19 protein-coding genes and 1 riboswitch are annotated in these 19,334 nt (G+C 41.1%); of the genes, 2 read left to right on the top strand and 17 right to left on the bottom strand.

Features of this window, described 5'->3' with window-relative positions; translation table 11 throughout:
* The first annotated feature begins 59 nt into the window (after positions 1–59).
* Positions 60–710 carry a YhcN/YlaJ family sporulation lipoprotein gene (locus GJU41_RS11485; RefSeq protein WP_154318633.1) on the top strand — a complete coding sequence of 217 codons (651 nt, stop codon included), beginning with the start codon at positions 60–62 and terminating at the stop codon, positions 708–710.
* Positions 711–1,409: 699 nt separating this feature from the next.
* On the opposite strand, the gene lipA is transcribed toward GJU41_RS11485, so the two are convergent.
* Entirely contained in the window at positions 1,410–2,306 is an 897-nt protein-coding gene (gene lipA, locus GJU41_RS11480) for a lipoyl synthase (RefSeq protein ID WP_070874692.1), read from the bottom strand.
* Positions 2,307–2,577: 271 nt separating this feature from the next.
* Between lipA and GJU41_RS11475 the strand changes: the two genes are divergently transcribed.
* Complete coding sequence (locus GJU41_RS11475; RefSeq protein ID WP_070874896.1) at positions 2,578–3,525, top strand: M23 family metallopeptidase; 948 nt, start codon at positions 2,578–2,580, stop codon at positions 3,523–3,525.
* 45 nt (positions 3,526–3,570) lie between these two features.
* On the opposite strand, the gene GJU41_RS11470 is transcribed toward GJU41_RS11475, so the two are convergent.
* The 16 genes from GJU41_RS11470 to GJU41_RS11395 all read right to left on the bottom strand — a co-directional run bounded on the left by GJU41_RS11470 (position 3,571) and on the right by GJU41_RS11395 (position 19,321).
* Complete coding sequence (locus tag GJU41_RS11470; protein ID WP_139149042.1) at positions 3,571–3,675, bottom strand: methionine/alanine import family NSS transporter small subunit; 105 nt, start codon at positions 3,673–3,675, stop codon at positions 3,571–3,573.
* Positions 3,675–5,180 (bottom strand): sodium-dependent transporter, encoded by a 1,506-nt coding sequence (locus GJU41_RS11465; RefSeq protein ID WP_154318632.1) that lies wholly within the window; start codon positions 5,178–5,180, stop codon positions 3,675–3,677. The genes GJU41_RS11470 and GJU41_RS11465 overlap by 1 nt, the downstream gene beginning before the upstream one ends.
* Positions 5,181–5,389: 209 nt before the next feature.
* On the bottom strand, positions 5,390–6,952 hold the full coding sequence (locus GJU41_RS11460) for a Na+/H+ antiporter NhaC family protein (RefSeq protein ID WP_154318631.1): 1,563 nt from the start codon (positions 6,950–6,952) through the stop codon (positions 5,390–5,392).
* Between the two features lie 138 nt (positions 6,953–7,090).
* Positions 7,091–7,273, bottom strand: a riboswitch (Lysine riboswitch).
* Positions 7,274–7,347: 74 nt separating this feature from the next.
* Positions 7,348–8,115: a sporulation protein YunB gene (yunB, locus tag GJU41_RS11455; protein WP_070874697.1), complete on the bottom strand. Its 768-nt coding sequence runs from the start codon at positions 8,113–8,115 to the stop codon at positions 7,348–7,350.
* Between the two features lie 130 nt (positions 8,116–8,245).
* Positions 8,246–8,548: a YunC family protein gene (locus tag GJU41_RS11450; protein WP_070874699.1), complete on the bottom strand. Its 303-nt coding sequence runs from the start codon at positions 8,546–8,548 to the stop codon at positions 8,246–8,248.
* A gap of 61 nt (positions 8,549–8,609) precedes the next feature.
* Positions 8,610–10,013 (bottom strand): bifunctional metallophosphatase/5'-nucleotidase, encoded by a 1,404-nt coding sequence (locus GJU41_RS11445; RefSeq protein WP_070874701.1) that lies wholly within the window; start codon positions 10,011–10,013, stop codon positions 8,610–8,612.
* 185 nt (positions 10,014–10,198) lie between these two features.
* Complete coding sequence (locus GJU41_RS11440) at positions 10,199–11,023, bottom strand: sulfite exporter TauE/SafE family protein (RefSeq protein ID WP_070874702.1); 825 nt, start codon at positions 11,021–11,023, stop codon at positions 10,199–10,201.
* Between the two features lie 20 nt (positions 11,024–11,043).
* Complete coding sequence (locus tag GJU41_RS11435; RefSeq protein ID WP_070874704.1) at positions 11,044–11,901, bottom strand: DUF72 domain-containing protein; 858 nt, start codon at positions 11,899–11,901, stop codon at positions 11,044–11,046.
* Positions 11,902–12,211: 310 nt separating this feature from the next.
* On the bottom strand, positions 12,212–13,609 hold the full coding sequence (gene sufB, locus GJU41_RS11430; protein WP_070874706.1) for a Fe-S cluster assembly protein SufB: 1,398 nt from the start codon (positions 13,607–13,609) through the stop codon (positions 12,212–12,214).
* A 38-nt stretch (positions 13,610–13,647) separates the two neighbouring features.
* Positions 13,648–14,085, bottom strand: a complete 438-nt coding sequence (gene sufU / locus GJU41_RS11425) for a Fe-S cluster assembly sulfur transfer protein SufU (protein WP_070874708.1) — start codon at positions 14,083–14,085, stop codon at positions 13,648–13,650.
* Positions 14,075–15,295 carry a cysteine desulfurase gene (locus GJU41_RS11420; RefSeq protein ID WP_070874710.1) on the bottom strand — a complete coding sequence of 407 codons (1,221 nt, stop codon included), beginning with the start codon at positions 15,293–15,295 and terminating at the stop codon, positions 14,075–14,077. Before GJU41_RS11420 ends, sufU begins: the two co-directional genes overlap by 11 nt.
* Positions 15,295–16,599, bottom strand: a complete 1,305-nt coding sequence (gene sufD / locus GJU41_RS11415; RefSeq protein WP_070874712.1) for a Fe-S cluster assembly protein SufD — start codon at positions 16,597–16,599, stop codon at positions 15,295–15,297. Before sufD ends, GJU41_RS11420 begins: the two co-directional genes overlap by 1 nt.
* 17 nt (positions 16,600–16,616) lie before the next feature.
* The gene (gene sufC / locus GJU41_RS11410; RefSeq protein WP_070874714.1) at positions 16,617–17,402 is read right to left on the bottom strand and encodes a Fe-S cluster assembly ATPase SufC; all 786 of its coding nucleotides are present in this window, start codon (positions 17,400–17,402) and stop codon (positions 16,617–16,619) included.
* A 179-nt stretch (positions 17,403–17,581) separates the two neighbouring features.
* Positions 17,582–17,752: a YuzK family famiily protein gene (locus GJU41_RS11405; RefSeq protein WP_154318630.1), complete on the bottom strand. Its 171-nt coding sequence runs from the start codon at positions 17,750–17,752 to the stop codon at positions 17,582–17,584.
* 197 nt (positions 17,753–17,949) lie between these two features.
* Entirely contained in the window at positions 17,950–18,318 is a 369-nt protein-coding gene (locus GJU41_RS11400) for a carboxymuconolactone decarboxylase family protein (protein ID WP_070874716.1), read from the bottom strand.
* Between the two features lie 169 nt (positions 18,319–18,487).
* Positions 18,488–19,321 (bottom strand): MetQ/NlpA family ABC transporter substrate-binding protein, encoded by an 834-nt coding sequence (locus tag GJU41_RS11395; protein WP_070874718.1) that lies wholly within the window; start codon positions 19,319–19,321, stop codon positions 18,488–18,490.
* Positions 19,322–19,334: the final 13 nt, after the last annotated feature.

Here is a 19,334-nt window from a genome sequence, read left to right as displayed (position 1 = left end):
CAATTGCTAAGAAAGATTGCGTTTGTTTTGGTCAACCTAAGGTTACGGAGGTGTTTGCGATGAAGAAAATCGCGTTCACGGCATCCTTAATAGGTATGATCATCATGACTGGATGCCAGAATACTGCAAGTGAAAATGAATTGTTTGAGGAAAACGGCAATACCGTAAATGTAAACAACGAAAATGGCATAAAAAACGGAAAAGACACTAACTCCGGTTTTGGCTATGTGCGTCATGTAAAAAACAATTTAGCCCAGGAAAATGATTACGACAAGGTGCCTCAAGTTGATTACGAAAAGACGGCTAATGCCATTTCCAGCTTAATCGTTCAACTTCCGAATATCCAGGATGTGGCAACGCTTGTTACCGATGAAGAAGTACTGATCGCCTATCAGTCTGATACAAAAAATCGAAATGAAACAGCGGATCAAGTGAAAAAAACGGCGATTTCCGTCGTTCCCAGATACTACCACGTTTACCTGTCCGATGATCCTGAGATGATTAAACAAGTCGAAGGATACTCAGGCCTTGATCCAGAAAGCAGAGATATTGATCAAATTATCAATAACACAATAAAAGAAATGCTGAAATCACCTCAAGGCCGCAAACTGAACAAAGGTGAAAACGCAAACGGAGAAGGCTACGGCGAAACAAACGAAAACCTTGATCAGGACATGAAGGACAAGTACGAACAGACCCGGTATAAATAGAAAAGCGGAATCGCCCCGGTTAGCTCCGACAGACAGATAAGGCTCCGACAGAAAAGGCGCTTTTTGCCTTTGCTGGCGGAGCCGTTCTGGCCGAGGAGCTGGGCGATGGAGCTGGACAATGTAGAAAAGCGGAATCGACTGGTCAGACCTGACAGACACATAAGAATTCCCCTGAAAAGTCCTGGTTTGACTTTTTAGGGGAATTTGTTCTGGCCGAGGGGCTAGGAGATGGAGCTGGACAATGTTGAAAAGCGGAATCGCCCCAGTTAGCTCCGACAGACAGATAAGGATCCGACAGAAAAGTCCTGGTCCCACCTTTTTCTATGAAAACTGGTTTAAGAATCTGGATGGTGAAAGATGATCGCTATACTGAAGCGGGAAACGGGAAGTATTTTCATTTTTTGGAGAGGTTATTCGTGGCATTCCTACCCTGCAATACCGTTATTCGGTTTTGCAGGGTACGATTCAGCCGTTTTCTTACCCTCCAACACCGTTATTCGGTTTTGCGGGGTACGATTCAGCCGTTTTCTTACCCTCCAATACCGATATTCGGTTTAGCAGGGTACGATTCAGCCGTTTTCTTACCCTCCAATACCGTTATTCGGTTTTGCAGGGAGTTGCAACTTGCCATTGAAGCATAACAGATATAAAATCTGATACTATAAAAAAGAACCCGCATCAAAGATGCGGGTTCTTTTATTATGCCTGTGCCTGTCTTGCTTTAGTTGCTGCATTAACCTGCTCATCTGCATGATAGGAAGAACGAACGAGCGGGCCTGCTTCACAGTGGCTGAAGCCTTTGCTCATCGCAATTTCCCGAAGCTCAGCAAATTCTTCAGGTGTGTAGTATTTCATTACTTTAAGATGCTTTTTTGATGGCTGCAAGTATTGGCCGATTGTCATAATGTCAACATTGTTTGCACGCAAATCATCCATTGTTTCGATGATTTCTTCTTTTGTTTCGCCAAGGCCAATCATTAAGCTTGATTTGGTCGGAATATCCGGCTGCATTTCTTTAGCGCGGCGCAGAAATTCGAGGGAACGGTCATATTTTGCACGTGCGCGAACTCTTGGAGTCAAACGTTTTACGGTTTCAATATTATGGTTTAGTATATCCGGTTTTGCGTCCATCAGTGTTTTTAAGTTTTCTTCCACACCGCCCATATCAGATGGCAGAACTTCAATTGAAGTAAATGGACTTTTGCGTCGTACGGCACGGACTGTCTCGGCAAATACGTTTGCCCCCCCGTCACGCAGATCATCCCTTGCAACCGCTGTAATAACAGCATGTTTTAAGTTCATCAATGCTACTGAATCTGCAACGCGTTCCGGCTCTTGTAAATCAAGTTCAGTCGGCAAACCCGTTTTTACCGCACAGAAACGGCATGCACGAGTGCACACAGCGCCAAGGATCATAAATGTTGCAGTGCGTCTTACTGCCCAGCATTCATGAATATTGGGACATTTCGCTTCTTCACAAACGGTGTGAAGATTTTTTTCGCGCATCATTTTTTTTAAGCCTGTGTAATTTTCATTGGTGTTTAATTTTATTTTTAGCCAATCCGGCTTTCTCAGGTATTCTTCTTTCTTAGCCATCTGAATCATCTCCAGTATGTATTGTAAGTATTCCTCTGATTCTGCGAATGTTCAGCATAAAAGGAAAATTTAAAATGAAATAGGTACATTAGTCACTTTAACATAACAGAGCAAGATAGGACAAGGGAAAGAGAGCGAAGCAATTTCTAACATTTTCTACATATGAAATTTCTTTTTTACACCAAACTAAGGTTATGAAATTGGTTTAAAGGAGACCGGTAATGTGAGAAAAATATGGATCCTGTTTATTCTTTGTTTCTTCTGCACTGCCCTGCCTAATCAGGTGCTCGGGGCAGATAAAAGCATCGAACAAATTAATCAAGAACGAATGAACTTATTTAAAAAAGCTGAAACCATTACTCAAATTCCCTGGTACGTACTGGCCTCTGTTGATCAATATGAGCGTAACGTAAGAAGAACCAGGAATGATATCCCTAAAGCAAAAGGCGTTATTGGCATCTATATTAAACCGGAAATATGGACTGGGCTGCAAAATCCAGATCGGTCTGACACCAACCCGACAAGCATCTCTTTATTTGGCGGGATTGGCATTGACGGAAATGGCGACGGCAAGGCGGAGCCTGACAATGACGAAGATGTGCTGTTTACGTTTGCAGCCTATTTGCTGTCTTATGGAATTGATCTCGAAAACATAAAAATTGGTCTTTGGGATTACTATCAGCGTGATAAAACAATTGGATTGATTTCAGGACATATGAAGCTTTTTCAAAAATACGGAAGACTGGATCTTGATCAGCATTCTTTCCCTGTCCCTATCCGCTTCAACTACAGCTATAAAAACACATGGGGAGATGCACGAGGCTGGGGCGGCCGAAGAATACATGAAGGAACAGACATCTTTGCCAATTACGGTGTTCCTGTGAGTTCTACTTGCTATGGAATTATTGAAATGAAAGGCTGGAACAGGTTTGGCGGCTGGAGGCTGGGAATTCGGGACAGCTCCAATACGTACCATTACTTTGCCCATCTGAATGGATTTGCAGATGGCCTTCAAGTAGGACAAATTGTGGAGCCCGGGCAGTTAATCGGTTCAGTCGGGAGCTCAGGCTATGGACCTCCAGGTACCTCTGGAAAGTTCCCTCCGCATCTTCATTATGGCATGTACAAAGATAATGGCAGAACAGAATGGTCATATGATCCTTATCCGCAGTTAAAAGTATGGGAACGTGCAGAATACAGGAAAAGAAAGAAAAAATAAATAAACGGGTCAGCAATACACGCTGACCCGCATTTTAATTATTAATTATGATCTTTTAGCTTTAACAACTGCATTAGCTATACTTGCAGCCAATCCGCCCCAAATAACAACTATACCAACAATCATCATTGTAATTGCTCCGCCGCTCATTAGCGTAATACCTCCTTATCAGCTGGAAGCTCAATTGTATCCTTTTTCCATGAAATGAATGAGAACAGAATACCCACAATTAATGCTCCTGCTGCAACCAGCCAGCCTGAATATAAAAGGAACTCACCTGAATAGGATCCTCCGCCATACGGCTCCGCTCTAAGCTTATCAATCATCATGTAGCCAAGAACGATAGGAGTAATGACCCCTAAGCATACTTTCCACCATGCTCCTAATTGAATATCTGAAATCTGGTTGGCATGTTTTTGAAGATCTGTTGCCTGTCTAAGAATCCAGATAACAACGATTACTTCAACAAAACCTGCCAGAGTCACACCAAAGCTGTTGATAAACTCATCTGCTACGTCCAAGAAGTTAATTCCGCCTCTTGTAGCAAATAAAAGAGAAATAATTGCGGAAACTCCTCCCCCGAATAACACTGCTTTTGTACGGGAAACATTAAACTTATCTTGAACACCTGCTACAAACGTTTCAACGATTGAAATGAGGGATGTTAATCCTGCAAGTGTCAGCGATGCAAAGAACAAGAAACCAAAAAGCTCATTAAATGCCGGGAACTCATTAATAATTTGCGGGAAAACGATAAAAGCTAAACCGATCCCTTTTGAAACAACTTCATTAACAGGAACACCTTGCTGCATCGCCATGAAACCAAGTGCACTGAATACTCCAATACCTGCAAGCAGTTCAAATGCAGAGTTGCCGAATCCTGTAATAAATGCATTGTTCGTGATATCTGATTTTTTTGGAAGATAGCTTGAATAAGTAACCATAATTGCAAATGCGATGGATAAACTGAAGAAAATTTGTCCATATGCAGCTATCCATACTTTACCGTTTAAAATCATATCCCAATTCGGTTTGAAAAATGCTTCCAGACCCTGTGCTGCACCTTCTAAAGTTAATGCACGGATAACAATAATTAAGAATAAGACCACTAAAGTAGGAATAAAAATTTTATTTGCAAGTTCAATTCCTTTTTTAACACCTGCAAATAGCACACCCAGTGTAACTACCCATACAATTAATAGCGGCAAAAGCACGCCTGGCGCAAATCCGCCTAATTCTCCAGGAGCTGCAGCCTGAAGATAATCGCTGAAAAGGAATGTCTGTGTATCTTTTCCCCAGCTTAAATTTAAAGAAAAGCCGCTGTATGAAATTGCCCAAGCGATGATGACCGAGTAATACGTTGAAATGACAAATGCGATGCCGACCTGCCACCAGCCGAGCCATTCAAATTTTTTGCTTAATCTTGCATACGTTAATGGTGCGGAACCGCGGTATTTATGTCCAAGCGTAAATTCCATTACAAGCAGCGGAATCCCTGCAGTCAATAGTGCAAATAGATACGGAATGAAGAAGGATCCCCCTCCATTTTCGTAAGCAACTCCAGGAAACCGCCAGATGTTTCCTAAACCGATTGCCGATCCAACAGCTGCTAAAATAAAGCCTGCCCTTGTTCCCCACTGTGGACGATTATCCATGTGTAAAGCCCCCTTTTGCTGTTTCTTCCCGAATTTGGAAGAATTATAATTTTTACTATTTTCTGATATTTCAGTATAACTATACATAGTATAATCGGACATTATGCCTAAGTCAAAATGATTTTTAAAAATTATTATTTTAAGATGATTTACCTGTCATATTTTCTTACAATAAAAGGCAGAGTCCTCGAGAACTCTGCCTTTTTAACCTATTTCGAAGGAATCTCTTCCTTTTTTTTGAAGATGAGGATGAAAACAACTAAGAGGACAACTACTGTCAAAAGTCCCAGAAGCATGCTTCCTGAAAATCCCAAAACTAGATAGCCAGCCGCTGCTATAATTCCTCCGGTAATGGCATAAGGCATCTGTGTGATGACATGATCGATATGATGGCTTCCTGCCCCTGTTGAGGATAAGATTGTTGTATCGGATATAGGAGAACAGTGATCCCCAAGCACAGCCCCTGCAAGAACGGCTGCCATCGCAGGCAGAAGCATGGAAATGTCAGTTGCTGCTGTAATTTCACCTGCGATCGGAAGCATAATTCCGAAAGTGCCCCATGAAGTTCCGGTTGCAAATGCCATAAAACCTGCAAGAATAAACAGAATAACTGGAAGGAGTGCTGTGTTCATATTCGATTGCTCAACAAGCCCTGCCAGATATTCACCCGTTTTCAGCTGACCGATTAAGTCTACGATCATCCAGGCCAAGCTTAGGATATAGATTGCGGGCAGCATTGATTTAATGCCTTCAAGAAATCCCTTCGGCAAGTAAGAAGCACTGATTCCTTTGCTGAAATAAAGAGCAAGAGTTACGAGTAAGCCGAATAATCCGCCTAAGACTAGAGATTTAGCTACATCGGTATATTCAAACATTGTTAAAAGAGTAAGAGAAACTCCTTCTTCTCCCTGAACACCCTGATATCCGGTCCATAGCATGGCACTTACCGTTCCGATAATTAAGGCAATAATCGGCCATACAAGATTTGCAATCGTCCCTTTATCGCTTGTAGGCAAATCTTCTTTAATATCTCCAAGCGGTTCTTTTTCTGGATCAAAAACAACGCCTGTTTCAATCGCACGCTCTTCGTGCTGCTTCATGCTTCCTAAATTAATATTGAAGTAAGCTGTTGCAAAAACTAAAGCCAATGCTGCAAATACATAGTAATTCATCGGAACCATCGTCATGAATGCTGAAAGAGGTGTGTATTCGCTGACACCATGCGTCGCAAGAATCGTTCCAATCATAGCAATAATATAGGCTCCCCAGCTTGAAACCGGCGAAACTACACAAACAGGTGCTGATGTTGAGTCAATAATGTAAGCAAGCTTGGCGCGGGATACTCTTTGACGGTCCGTAATCGGACGGCTTACCTGACCGACTGCAAGTGCGTTAAAATAATCATCAATAAAAATCAGGACACCTAAAAGTGCAGCTGTAAATTGAGCGCCTGCTCTTGTTTTGACACGTTTTTGAGCCCATTCTCCAAAGGCTCTGCTGCCTCCTGAAATCGAAATAAGCGCTGTAACAACACCTAAGATTAAAAGAAAAAGCAGAATAAAGACATTCCAAGTGTTTAATGCTCCATCTGAAATAAAGATGGCTTTAAAAGCTTCATACACTTTCGTAATCGTTTCTAAAATTGAAAAATTTGTAAGAATAAGTGCAGCGGAAAGAATTCCAACACCAAGGGAAAGCAGAACTCTCCTTGTTAAAATAACCATCAGAATCGCGATGATTGGGGGAAGAATCGAATAAATAGTGCCTGACATGGTATATTGCCTCCTAAAAATATTTTTTAGGCTACCGGCACGAGGAAGGGATAAAAAAGTGCAAATAAAAAAGAGTAGCGATAGAAAATAACTATCATTACTCTTCCCGCATTACGGTGTAATGTTATGTTATCCTCCACGATCAGTAGCCCTCCATTATAGATATCATCCATAATGACAGTGTTACCCTTATTCAAGGTAACCCCAGCCATGCAAATGCTGACACGTTTGCATAACTTCGGCAAAAAAGCCTTTTGTATAGTGGTCTCAGTTGTCATCCTCACACTACCTACTCTTCTTTTTCGCGCCTCTACCTCATCATGAGACAAGGTGAAGTATTCAGTTTATAATTATGGATTATAACAATAAACTATGAAACTTTCAACCTGCTATTGTTACCTTCCAGATGATTCCACCGGCACATCGATTGCGGGAGGGGAACCCGCTCCGCCGCCATTATAATAACTTGGAACCTGCCCCTGTACTGCTTTAATAGCAATTGGTATTGTGTTTCTGACTGTAGCTGTTTGAGTGGAAAAGGGAATGACCACTTCTACATTCACTTCAATTTCAACAGCAATCTCAATTAAAGCATTATTAATTCCATACTGCTGAATCGTTTCTTTTACGTCAGTCTGCACTTCCCCCACTACATAGAAGCGTACCGGCACCCTTGGTCCCAAGTTCCCGATCAGTGCATTATTTGTAGCTTGACCCAATGGGATGGAATAAATAATTCCCTCCCCCTGCTCATCTTTTGATATATGTTCTCCTTCAGGAAGCTCGAGTGCATCAATATTTCCTTTCGAAGCCTCTCTCAAGTTCGTTTGAATTTTATCTGTAGTTTTAGCAAGCACGCTTCTGACAAACTTCGCATTAAAATCGATCGTTGTCACATTCCCTTTTTCATCTGTATCAACCACAAACATTTCATCCACATCAACGTCTTCTTTTATATCTTTATTAATTGCATTTTGAATAACGAGTGTTGCAATCCGTTTTGTTTCCGTTTCTGCTACGGTCATTAATGTCGGTTCAATTCCTTTATTGACGATCCATAGACCTGCGGCTGTAGAAAAAATAAAAAAGACAAGCGACAGCAGGAATACATATCGGAAAGGAAGCGGTCCCTTCTTATGAGGGCGTTTGCGGAATCTGGCCAAAAATAAATCCCCCCTTTACATGATATGTTTATGCAGGCAAGGGGGGATGTACGCATTCTTTTTCATCTATGATTTTGAAATGATATTTAAATAGCGATAGCTATAATTTGGCGCTTTTGTTCGTCTGACATTACAGCATTCTTAACAGTGCATCTCTGCCGCTCATACCTACGTGTATGCCGCGATTTTCAGCCTCGAATGTAATGGATTCAAGAGGTGCATCAAGCAGCTGTTCAATGGTACGGACGCCGACTGCACGCCCAGCAATAATTCCGCGGTCTTTTAATTTTTCATTGAGCAAAGCTACATCAAGCGCGCCGCACATAATGTATCCCTTCTCACTTGTAACAGCCATGAAATTGGTTTTGGGCAATGCTACCGTAATAGCCGTAAACTGATTGTTTTCAATAATAATTGGTGTCATGGATACCATCGTTGTTTCACACTCCCTTCCTTCTACAATTTATGAAGAAAGCAGACATGAAGTGTGAAAATTAGGCATTCTTGGACGATTGTCCCTGCTTTAGCTTCCAGGCTAGCAGATCCCTCAGCATTTCAGGCATATAATACGTTTTCTTTTCCGCATGGCCAATAGATGGATACAGGACACCAAGTGTAAACATATCCACTGTAGCTACTGCATAAATTCGTTCTGGCTGTATAGGTGCCCCTGATACCAGAATTTCTTTTACATGGTGCAGACCGTCTTCTAATGGCTCTGTAAGAACCTCAATTCCGTCAAAAACCATTCGTCCCATAACATGGCCTCGGAAACCAAGACCCTTTAATTTCAGCTGCTCCATCCTTTCTGTGCGCGCTTCTAAAATAACTTCTTTTAAGACGTCTCCTTTTAAATAAACAGTGCATGGATTAATAGGATGCGGACAAATTCGGTGCAGACTTTTTTTTGTAATCGGCCCTTTTTTCAGCGGTTCAAGCAGCATTCCTGCATTCACCATGCTGACCTCACCATTGCACCACTCTTTAAGAGCTGAAGCTAAAATGTCCGGGAATTCAGACTCGCCAAACCAGTCCAATGATAAATCCTTTTCTAAAACGGCGACTGTTTCTGAGAGAATCTCATCACTTTTTATCGCTTCATTTATTAGAAACTGCTTTGTTTCTTCACAGTCAGGCTCTGAAAGAATGTTAATAACTTCAGCTTCCTTTGCGATTAAGTTGCGGGATTTATCCACAGTGAGAGAAATATGCCCGACCAATTCACAGTTTTTACCTGCACCTGTTAATAAAGCGCCATGCAGAAGTTTTCCATTTTCAAAGATATGATGAGTATGCGCCCCCAGTATGACATCAATTTCCGGAAACTCTTTTGCCACGATTTCATCATCATTTATTCCTAAATGAGAAAGCAAAATGAGGATATCCGCTTCGCCTTTTACCATCTCGATTGTTTCTTTCAGACTTTGAAACGGATCTTTTATTTTCCAGCCAAGCAAGTGATAAAATTTTTCGTAAAAAACGCTTACTCCCAGTAATACTGCTTTAGTGCCATCAGAGAGAGTCATGATTTCATAAGGCTTCACCCAGCTAGGACGTTCCCCGAGTTCTGTGTATAAGTTTGAAAGAATAACCGGGAAACGCGCATGTGTGTATAAAGTGTCGAGTGCCGCATGAGGGAGAGTGATCCCCTCATTGTTGCCGATTATAACAGCATCATAATTTAGAGCATTCAGAAGTTCCACATTTGCTTTTCCCTGTGTTGCTTCTGTTATGGGATGAACACGGTCGATGTGGTCTCCCACGTCTACTAAAATCATGTCTTCGCCGTTTACAGCATGCTCTTTTTTCATTCTATTTAAATAGTGAGCAACTTTAGGCCAGTTTTCAAAATAACTGTGCAAATCATTTGTGTGATATAGATGAATGGTCTCTGCCATTTACATTCTCCTCTTTCAATAAGGCTGTTTCGCATATACATTGCTTTTACGTATTGTTCATTTCGTGCTCATTTCCCGTTATACCCAGATACGGGATAAATTCAGCTGCATTTACGAATGTAAAAAATTCTAAAGCCAATTTTTTACGGACTTAATGATTGCAACAAAGTTTATGGAAAGAGCCACTAAAAAATTCCTTCATAAATCAGTTTTAAACCGGCAACGATCAGTACCAGCCGCAGCAGGTTAATTACAGCTTTACCTGAAAGCCTGGTCGCAATCATAGCACCTGCCCTCCCGCCGGCCCAAGCACCTGGAATTAAAGCTAAAGCAAAAAGCCAGTTCACATTTCCAAGAGCAATATGCATAACAGAGCTTGATATACCTGATAAAAAAATGATGAACATCGACGTAGCAACTGCTATATGCGGAGGAAATAAGAAAAGCAGCACCATTGCAGGCACCATTAAAGCTCCTCCGCCAATTCCGAACAGCCCTGAGATAAATCCAACTCCAAATGAAATAAAGACCGCAGGGACCGGCTTGTAAAAATAAGCAGCTTTTTTGCCGTTTTCAGATGGATAATAGCGGATTACATCCCCCTGTCCCGGCTCTCTGTCTTTTGGCTTCCATCTATCTTTCATCATAAGCAGCAGTGAGACAAATATCATGAATAGCCCAAAATAAAGCGAGAATGAGTCCAAATTCAAATATTTATTAAGATAAGCTCCTATAATTCCTCCTGGCCCGCTTCCGATAAAAAAAATCAAGCCGCTTTTATAATCCACTTTTTTAACCTTCATATAAGCAAGCGTTGAGGATAAACCAGTAAAAATGACGACAAGCAAAGAAGTTCCGACTGCCGTCTGCGGAGTTACATGTTCAAAAATCGTAAAATAGGCAGAGGAAAAAAGCATAGCCGGTACAACAATAATTCCTCCGCCAAGACCAACAAGACTCCCGATCGTGCCGGCAATAAAACCGATCAGGACAAGAAAAACCCATTCCATTTATTCCAACTCATTTCCGTTTATTCTCCGCTGAATAAATCCAGCTGTCTGGGTGCTAAGTCTTCATACTCTATATTTAAAAGCTTTTGCATCTGTTTTGCATTGTCTGCTGCATCTCCGCCTGAATTATTATTAAAGAGAAGATAAACATCTTTAGTTGAATCTTTCAATTGATCAATATTCTCACGCCAATCCTGCAATTCCTGCTGATTGTACCGATATAGATACCTGACCTCACGCCAATCCTCACCATTTGCAGGTCTTGTCCAGCCATGCACATTTCTGCCGTGCATCCGGATTAACGTTTTATTTTCATCTGTCGCTCTCACTACTGCCGGAATGGACCCGCTTCCAGCCTGTGGCTCGTCACAAATGCTGTGAATCCACTTTTCCTGTTCCATAAAAGTGAGGGTCTTTTCATATGTATCAGGCACAAACCATGATTGATGCCTGAATTCTAAGGCAACTGGAACGGAGCCCATTTGGTCTCTGCACCATCTCAAAAAACTGACATTATCCTTTTTGCATTCAAACCATGGCGGGAATTGAAATAAAACCATCGCAAGCTTGCCTGCAGCCTGATACGGTTCAATCGAATGATGGAAAGCCTGGAACATCTCTTCTTTAGAATCAAAAGGAATATCTCCCCGCTGATGTCCTGTCATTCCCTGATACGCTTTCACGATAAATTGAAAACTGTCTGGCGTATCCTTCACCCATTTTTCTGCGTTGCGCTGAGGCTGAACAGCATAGAAGCTTGCATCCACTTCAACGATCGGAAAATGTCCCGAGTATTCCTTAAGCTTGTCTCCAGACGAAATCCCATTAGGATAAAGCGATTCATGATCTCCCCAGCCTGTAAGTCCAATGTAAATCATTGCAGCCTCAGCCTCCTTTATTAGTTTATGATACTACAAGGCCTATAAAAATTCATTGAAAAGAACCATTCATTTCTTGCCATGAAAAAATAGCGAAAATTTGAATTTTGGAGAGAACTTATTAATAAGGGAAAATGCTATATTCACCGGTTTGATGCACTTTTTTCAGCAGTTTTATTTTCTTGCTTCATTCTGCGCTTTGAGACATTTTTTTCTACAGGGCCAAACTTAAGACTGAATCAGGAACATAACACTGCATATAAAAAACACAAAAAAGCTCACCACGACTGGTGAGCTTTTCTTCATTCTATTAACCGATAGAGCCTTCCATCTCGAACTTGATCAAACGGTTCATTTCAACCGCATATTCCATTGGAAGTTCTTTTGTAAATGGCTCAATGAATCCCATTACGATCATTTCAGTTGCTTCTTCTTCTGAAATACCGCGGCTCATGAGATAGAATAATTGTTCTTCAGATACTTTTGAAACCTTAGCTTCATGCTCTAAAGAGATGTTATCATTGAAGATTTCGTTATATGGAATTGTATCAGATGTAGACTGATTATCCATGATTAACGTATCGCACTCAATGTTTGAACGTGCGCCTTCAGCTTTGCGGCCAAAGTGAACAATTCCGCGGTATGTTACTTTACCGCCTTGTTTAGAGATTGATTTTGAAACGATAGTTGAAGACGTATTAGGTGCTAAGTGAATCATTTTCGCACCTGCGTCCTGATGCTGGCCTTTGCCTGCTAATGCAATGGATAATGTCATACCGCGTGCGCCTTCACCCTTAAGGATGACAGCTGGGTATTTCATTGTTAATTTAGATCCAATGTTTCCATCAATCCATTCCATTGTTGCGTTCTTTTCACAAACTGCACGTTTTGTAACAAGGTTGAATACGTTGTTCGCCCAGTTTTGAATAGTTGTGTAACGGCAGTAGCCGCCATCTTTAACAATAATTTCAACTACAGCACTGTGAAGTGAATTCGTCGTGTAAACAGGAGCTGTACAGCCCTCTACATAGTGCACATGTGCGCCTTCATCAACAATAATCAGCGTACGCTCGAACTGACCCATGTTTTCAGAGTTAATGCGGAAGTATGCCTGAAGAGGTGTATCAACTTTGATGCCTTTTGGCACATAGATGAATGATCCTCCAGACCATACTGCTGAGTTTAGTGCTGAGAACTTGTTATCTGTGGGCGGTATGATTTTGCCGAAGTGCTCGCGGAAAATGTCTTCATTTTCTTTAAGTGCTGAATCTGTGTCTTTAAAAACAATGCCCAGGTCTTCAAGGTCTTCTTTCATGTTGTGGTATACAACCTCAGATTCGTACTGAGCGGATACACCAGATAAATATTTTTGTTCTGCTTCAGGAATTCCAAGTTTATCAAACGTACGTTTGATTTCCTCAGGTACTTCATCCCAAGAGCGCTCTGATTTTTCAGATGGTTTTACGTAGTACGTAATTTCATCAAAGTTAAGTGCAGCCATATCGCCGCCCCATTGAGGCATTGGCATGTTATAGAAATGCTCCAGTGATTTCAGACGGAAATCAAGCATCCATTGCGGCTCGCTTTTCATGCGAGAAATTTCTTCAACAATTTCTTTAGTTAATCCCCGCTTTGAACGGAAAATCGAAACGTCTTTATCAGCAAATCCATACTTGTAATCGCCGATTTCTGGCATTTTTTTAGCCATCCGTTTTCACTCCAATCATAGTAGAATGAGGTCTGCCCTCATTCTTTTTCTTGGCTATGGACCCCTTTTTCCATCGCCTTCCATGCTAGTGTTGCACATTTGATACGTGCAGGGAATTTAGCAACACCTTGCAATGCTTCAATATCCTCAAGCTCTACGTCATCATCGTAATCTTTTCCTTGCATCATGTCTGAAAAGATTTTAGAAAGCTTTAAAGCTGTTTCGACCGATTGACCTTTAATCGCCTGAGTCATCATTGATGCCGATGACATTGAAATCGAACAGCCTTCACCGTCGAACTTTGCATCCTTAATGCTGCCGTCTTCAATCTGCAGCGTTAAGCGAATACGGTCGCCGCATGTAGGGTTATTCATATCTATAGTTAAACTATCTTCGAGTACACCTTTGTTCCGCGGGTTTTTATAGTGATCCATAATGACCTGGCGGTAAAGAGTGTCCAAATTATTAAAAGACATTCGTGAAGTACTCCTTTGTTTTTATGATTCCTGCAACAAGCTTATCAACTTCTTCTTCTGTGTTGTACAGGTAAAAACTTGCACGAGCTGTCGAGGAAACATTCAGCCATTTCATTAAAGGCTGTGCACAGTGATGGCCGGCACGGACTGCTATGCCTTCAGCATCTAATACAGTGGCAACATCATGCGGATGCACATCTTCAATATTGAATGTCACAAGACCGGCACGCTTTTTAGGACCGTAAATTGTGATGCCTTCAACTTCTGAAAGTCTCTCAAGTGCGTAATCAGCGAGCTTGTGCTCATATGCTTCAATGTTATCAAGACCGATTTCGCAAAGAAAATCAATGGCAGCACCAAGCCCGATTGCTCCTGCGATAATCGGCGTTCCGGCTTCAAACTTCCAGGGAAGCTCTTTCCATGTGGATTCGTATAATCCGACGAAGTCAATCATTTCGCCGCCAAACTCAACAGGCTCCATGTTTTCAAGAAGCGCTTTTTTGCCGTATAGTACTCCGACACCCGTCGGGCCGCACATTTTATGAGCTGAAAAAGCAAAGAAATCACAATTTAAATCTTGAACATCAATTTTCATATGCGGAGCACTTTGCGCACCATCAACAACCATAATCGCACCTTTGCTGTGGGCTAACTCAGCAATTTCTTTTATAGGATTTATTGTTCCCAATACATTTGAAACTTGCATGACAGAAACAATTTTAGCTGAATCTGTAATCGTTTCACGGGCATCATCAAGGGAAATCGTGCCATCCTCCTGCAAAGGAATATACTTAAGTGTCGCACCAGTAGCTTTGGCAAGCTGCTGCCAAGGTATGACGTTTGCATGATGTTCCATATGTGTAATCACTATCTCATCGCCAGCTTGAAGATTTGCACGTCCATAGCTTGCTGCTACTGTATTCAATGCAGTAGTAGCACCGCGTGTGAAAATGATTTCTTCTGCAGAACGAGCATTAATGAACTTTCTTACCTTTTCGCGTGCTCCTTCGTAGCCATCTGTAGCCTTTGTGCCCAGTGTGTGAACACCGCGATGTACGTTGGAATTGTATTCTCTATAGTAGCGGTCCAGTGCTTCAATAACTGGCAGCGGCTTCTGAGAAGTCGCTGCACTGTCAAGATAAACAAGATTCTGTCCATTTACTTGCTGATCCAATATCGGGAAGAGTGAACGGATATCTTGGATATTCATTACTTAACTTTCCTTTCAATTACCTCAACAAGCTGTTTCTTCACGCCTTCAATTGGCAGAACCTTAACGACAGGCGCAAGGAAGCCGTGAATGACAAGACGTTCAGCTTCAACTTTAGGAATTCCGCGGCTCATCAAGTAATACAATTGAAGCGGATCAACGCGGCCTACAGAAGCAGCATGTCCAGCAGTTACATCATCCTCGTCAATTAATAGAATCGGATTTGCATCTCCGCGTGCTTTTTCACTGAGCATAAGAACTCTTGATTCCTGCTCTGCATTTGATTTAGAAGCACCATGTTCGATTTTGCCGATGCCGTTGAAGACAGATGAAGCACTGTCTTTCATTACACCGTGCTTTAAGATGTAGCCTTCTGAATTTTTGCCGAAGTGAATGACTTTTGTTGTGAAGTTTTGAATTTGACTTCCGCGTCCGACAACAACAGATTTAGTGTCTCCATAAGAGCCGTCACCCATCAGGTTTGTTGTGTTTTCAGAAATCGTATTGCCGTCATTCATCAAACCAAGCGCCCATTCAATGCGGGCATCGCGTGCAGCAGTTCCGCGGCGGTTTACATACGTAGTGACCCCTTTATTCAAATGATCAACAGCACCGTAAGTAACTTTTGCATTATTATTGGCAAATACTTCCGTTACGATATTAAAAATCGATTCTTCTGTTTCAGTTGTTGAAATATAGTTTTCAACATAAGTGACAGAGCTGTTGTCGTCTGCTGCAACAATCACATGGTTGAAAAGAGTCGTTTCAGGGTTTTCATGCACATAAACAGCCTGAAGGGGTGCTGTTACCTCAACGTTTTTAGGAACATATACAAATACTCCGCCGTTCATAAGAGCTGCATGAAGAGCCGTTAAACGATGCTCATCAACTTTTACACCGTCAGTCATGAAATACTTTTGCACAAGCTCAGAATGCTCGCGTGCAGCCGTATGAATATCCGTGAAGATAACACCCTGGTCTTTTAATTCCTGAGACAGAGATGTATAAGCAGGTGTTGTATCCAATTGGATATATAGATTTTTATTCTCATCTTCAAGATCGATTAAAGCTTTTACTTCATCACTTAAATCATTAAGAGATGCTAAAGGTTTGCTTTTAACTGAATGTGTCTGGAATTGTGTGAAATTCCATTTATCAATTTTCGTTTTATCCGGTTTTGGCATTGCAAGGTCTTCAGCTTTTGCAAGAGCTTGTAAGCGCAGTTCTTTAAGCCATTCCGGTTCACCGAGTTCATTTGAGAAACCCGTGACATAGTCGTGGTTGAATTTCGTCTCTACTGTCATCTTAATCCCCCTTACGCTTACGCTTCTTGACCAACAGTTTCGTCTTCGATGCCAAGCTCTTGTTTAATCCAGTCATAGCCTTCTGATTCTAAACGCTGTGAAAGCTCAGGACCGCCTGATTTAACGATGCGTCCCTGCATCATTACGTGTACATGATCAGGTGTGATGTAGTTTAACAGGCGCTGATAGTGAGTGATGATCAGGCAGCCGAAATCTTCATTGCGCATTTGATTAATGCCTTTTGAAACAACTTTTAATGCATCGATATCAAGACCTGAATCGATTTCATCAAGAATCGCGATTTTAGGCTCGATCATCATTAATTGAAGAATCTCATTGCGTTTTTTCTCTCCGCCTGAGAATCCTTCATTCAGGTAACGCTGTGCCATATCAGGATCCATTTCAAGGTATTCCATATTAGAGTCCATTTTGCGGATAAATTTCATCAAAGAAATTTCCTGTCCTTCTTCTTTGCGTGCATTAATAGAAGAACGAAGGAAGTCAGCATTTGTAACCCCGCTGATTTCACTTGGATATTGCATCGCTAAAAATAGACCTGCACGAGCGCGCTCATCTACTTCCATCTCAAGAACATCTTCACCGTCTAAAGTAATGCTTCCTTTTGTTACCTCATATTTAGGATGTCCCATGATCGCAGATGATAATGTGGATTTACCAGTACCATTCGGTCCCATGATCGCGTGGAATTCTCCGCCTTTTATTTCAAGGTTTACACCTTTTAAAATTTCTTTTCCGTCAATTTCAACATGTAAATCTTTAATAACTAAAGTAGAACCTGCCATAAATAACTATACCTCCAATAATCTATAAGATCTCAATTTAATCATTCTCATTTTATTCTCATTCTAATTTTATAACAAATGAAATGTGAATACAACTTTTTCGGAAGCTTGCCTGATTGTGCCTGATTTATTTATAACTCAAAAGGAACCAGCCAGTGACTGATTCCTTTAAGATTGTTCTATGAATTCATTTTGCGATCTAATTCTGCAAATAGCTGTTTGCTTTTCTGATAATCTTTTTCACGATTCTTTTCTACTTCCATACGCTTTTCATGGTTTCTGCTGTACACTGCATATCCCATTTTATGAGACTGCATTAAGGCTTTTTCCATTTCAGTTGTGTAATTCAAATCAAGCTTTTGCTGACTTGCGTAGATAATGAATCATCCTTTCAAGGTTTATCAATTAGTACTATTACATGATAACACCTGGGCAAAACAGCCTCAAACATCATATAGATGGATATGAAAGGATCATGGTTCCTCATAAAGGATTTCAGCATTTAAGAATCAGATCTTATATAAATGCTCCGATTTGCTCGAGGATGCTATTGCTTAAGTTGATTCAATTCTGTGATGCACTCTTGGACTAAGGTAACTGATTGGCTCATTGCCGCACCGCCGCCAAAAGCTGCAGTCACTCCGACCGTTTCTAAAATTTCCTGTTCGCTTGCCCCCTGATCTAAGCACCCTTTTGTATGATAAATAATGCAATATTCATCTTGTGAATAGATGCTGATGCCCAGCGCAATTAACTGCTTTTCTTTTTGAGAAAGTGTTCCTTCTTTAAAACATTCTTGAGTGAATTCATTGTAGAGGTGTGCAAGCTCAGGCATCTTCTCTGTAAAAACACCGAGACCTTCTTTGTAATTATGCAAAGCGGCTTCACTGCTGTTTCTCGCTTCAAAATGCTGCATCTTTTTTCAGCTCCATTCCTGATATTAATCACCGTTAGTATGCAAAAAATAATGGAGATGTATGCGTAATAAGAATTTTTCGGGAAGTATCTATTCCTAATTTCTACTATATTATATTGACCTTTTCAGACAAAAAAGAGAGCACCATGTTTCGATGCTCTCTTGCCATTTATTTTCCGTCTACAGGTACAACTGCACCTTCATATTTTTCTTCAATGAATGATTGAATTTCTTTTGAATGCAGCACTTCAACTAAAGCTTTGATTTCTTCTTTATTTTCGTCGCCTTTGCGGACAGTGATAATGTTAACGTATGGTGATTCTGATCCTTCAAGTGCAATCGCATCTTTTTGAGGATTGAGACCTGCACCAATTGCATAGTTCGTATTAATTAAAACGGCATCACCTTCGTCGTTGTTATAAGCCTGAGGCAGAATGCTTGCTTCTACATCTGCTTTAAATTTAAGATTTTTTTTGTTTTCATCGATATCATCAACTGTTGCAGTCGTTTTATCGACACCTTCTTTAATTGTGATTAAGCCTTCGCTCTCAAGCAATGAAAGCATGCGGCCGTGGTCAGCTACAGAATTACTCATGATAATTGTTCCGCCCTCTGGAATATCTTCTAACGATTTATGTTTTTTAGAATAAACACCGATTGGCTCGATATGGATGCCGCCTGCATTAACAAAGTCATAGTCTTTATTTTCTGCCATTTGAGACTCTAAATACGGAATGTGCTGAAAATAGTTTGCATCAATTTCTTTACTGGCAAGTGATTTATTTGGCAGGATGTAATCCTGGAACGGGACGATATCCAGTTCAATGCCTTTTTCCTCAAGCAATGGCTGTGCCTCTTCAAGGATTTCAGCATGAGGTACATTTGATGCACCAATTTTAAGCGTTTTTGTATCTTCTCCTTCGCCGTTTCCGCCACCGGAACCACAAGCAGCAAGAGCAAAAGCGGATGTTGCGAATACAGCACTTAACAATAATTTCTTCATTTGAATTTCCTCC

Source organism: Metabacillus idriensis (assembly GCF_009674765.1).
Taxonomy (GTDB): domain Bacteria; phylum Bacillota; class Bacilli; order Bacillales; family Bacillaceae; genus Bacillus_P; species Bacillus_P idriensis.
The sequence above is the reverse complement of the archived record's forward strand: the minus strand, read 5'-3'. Positions and strand labels throughout refer to the sequence as shown.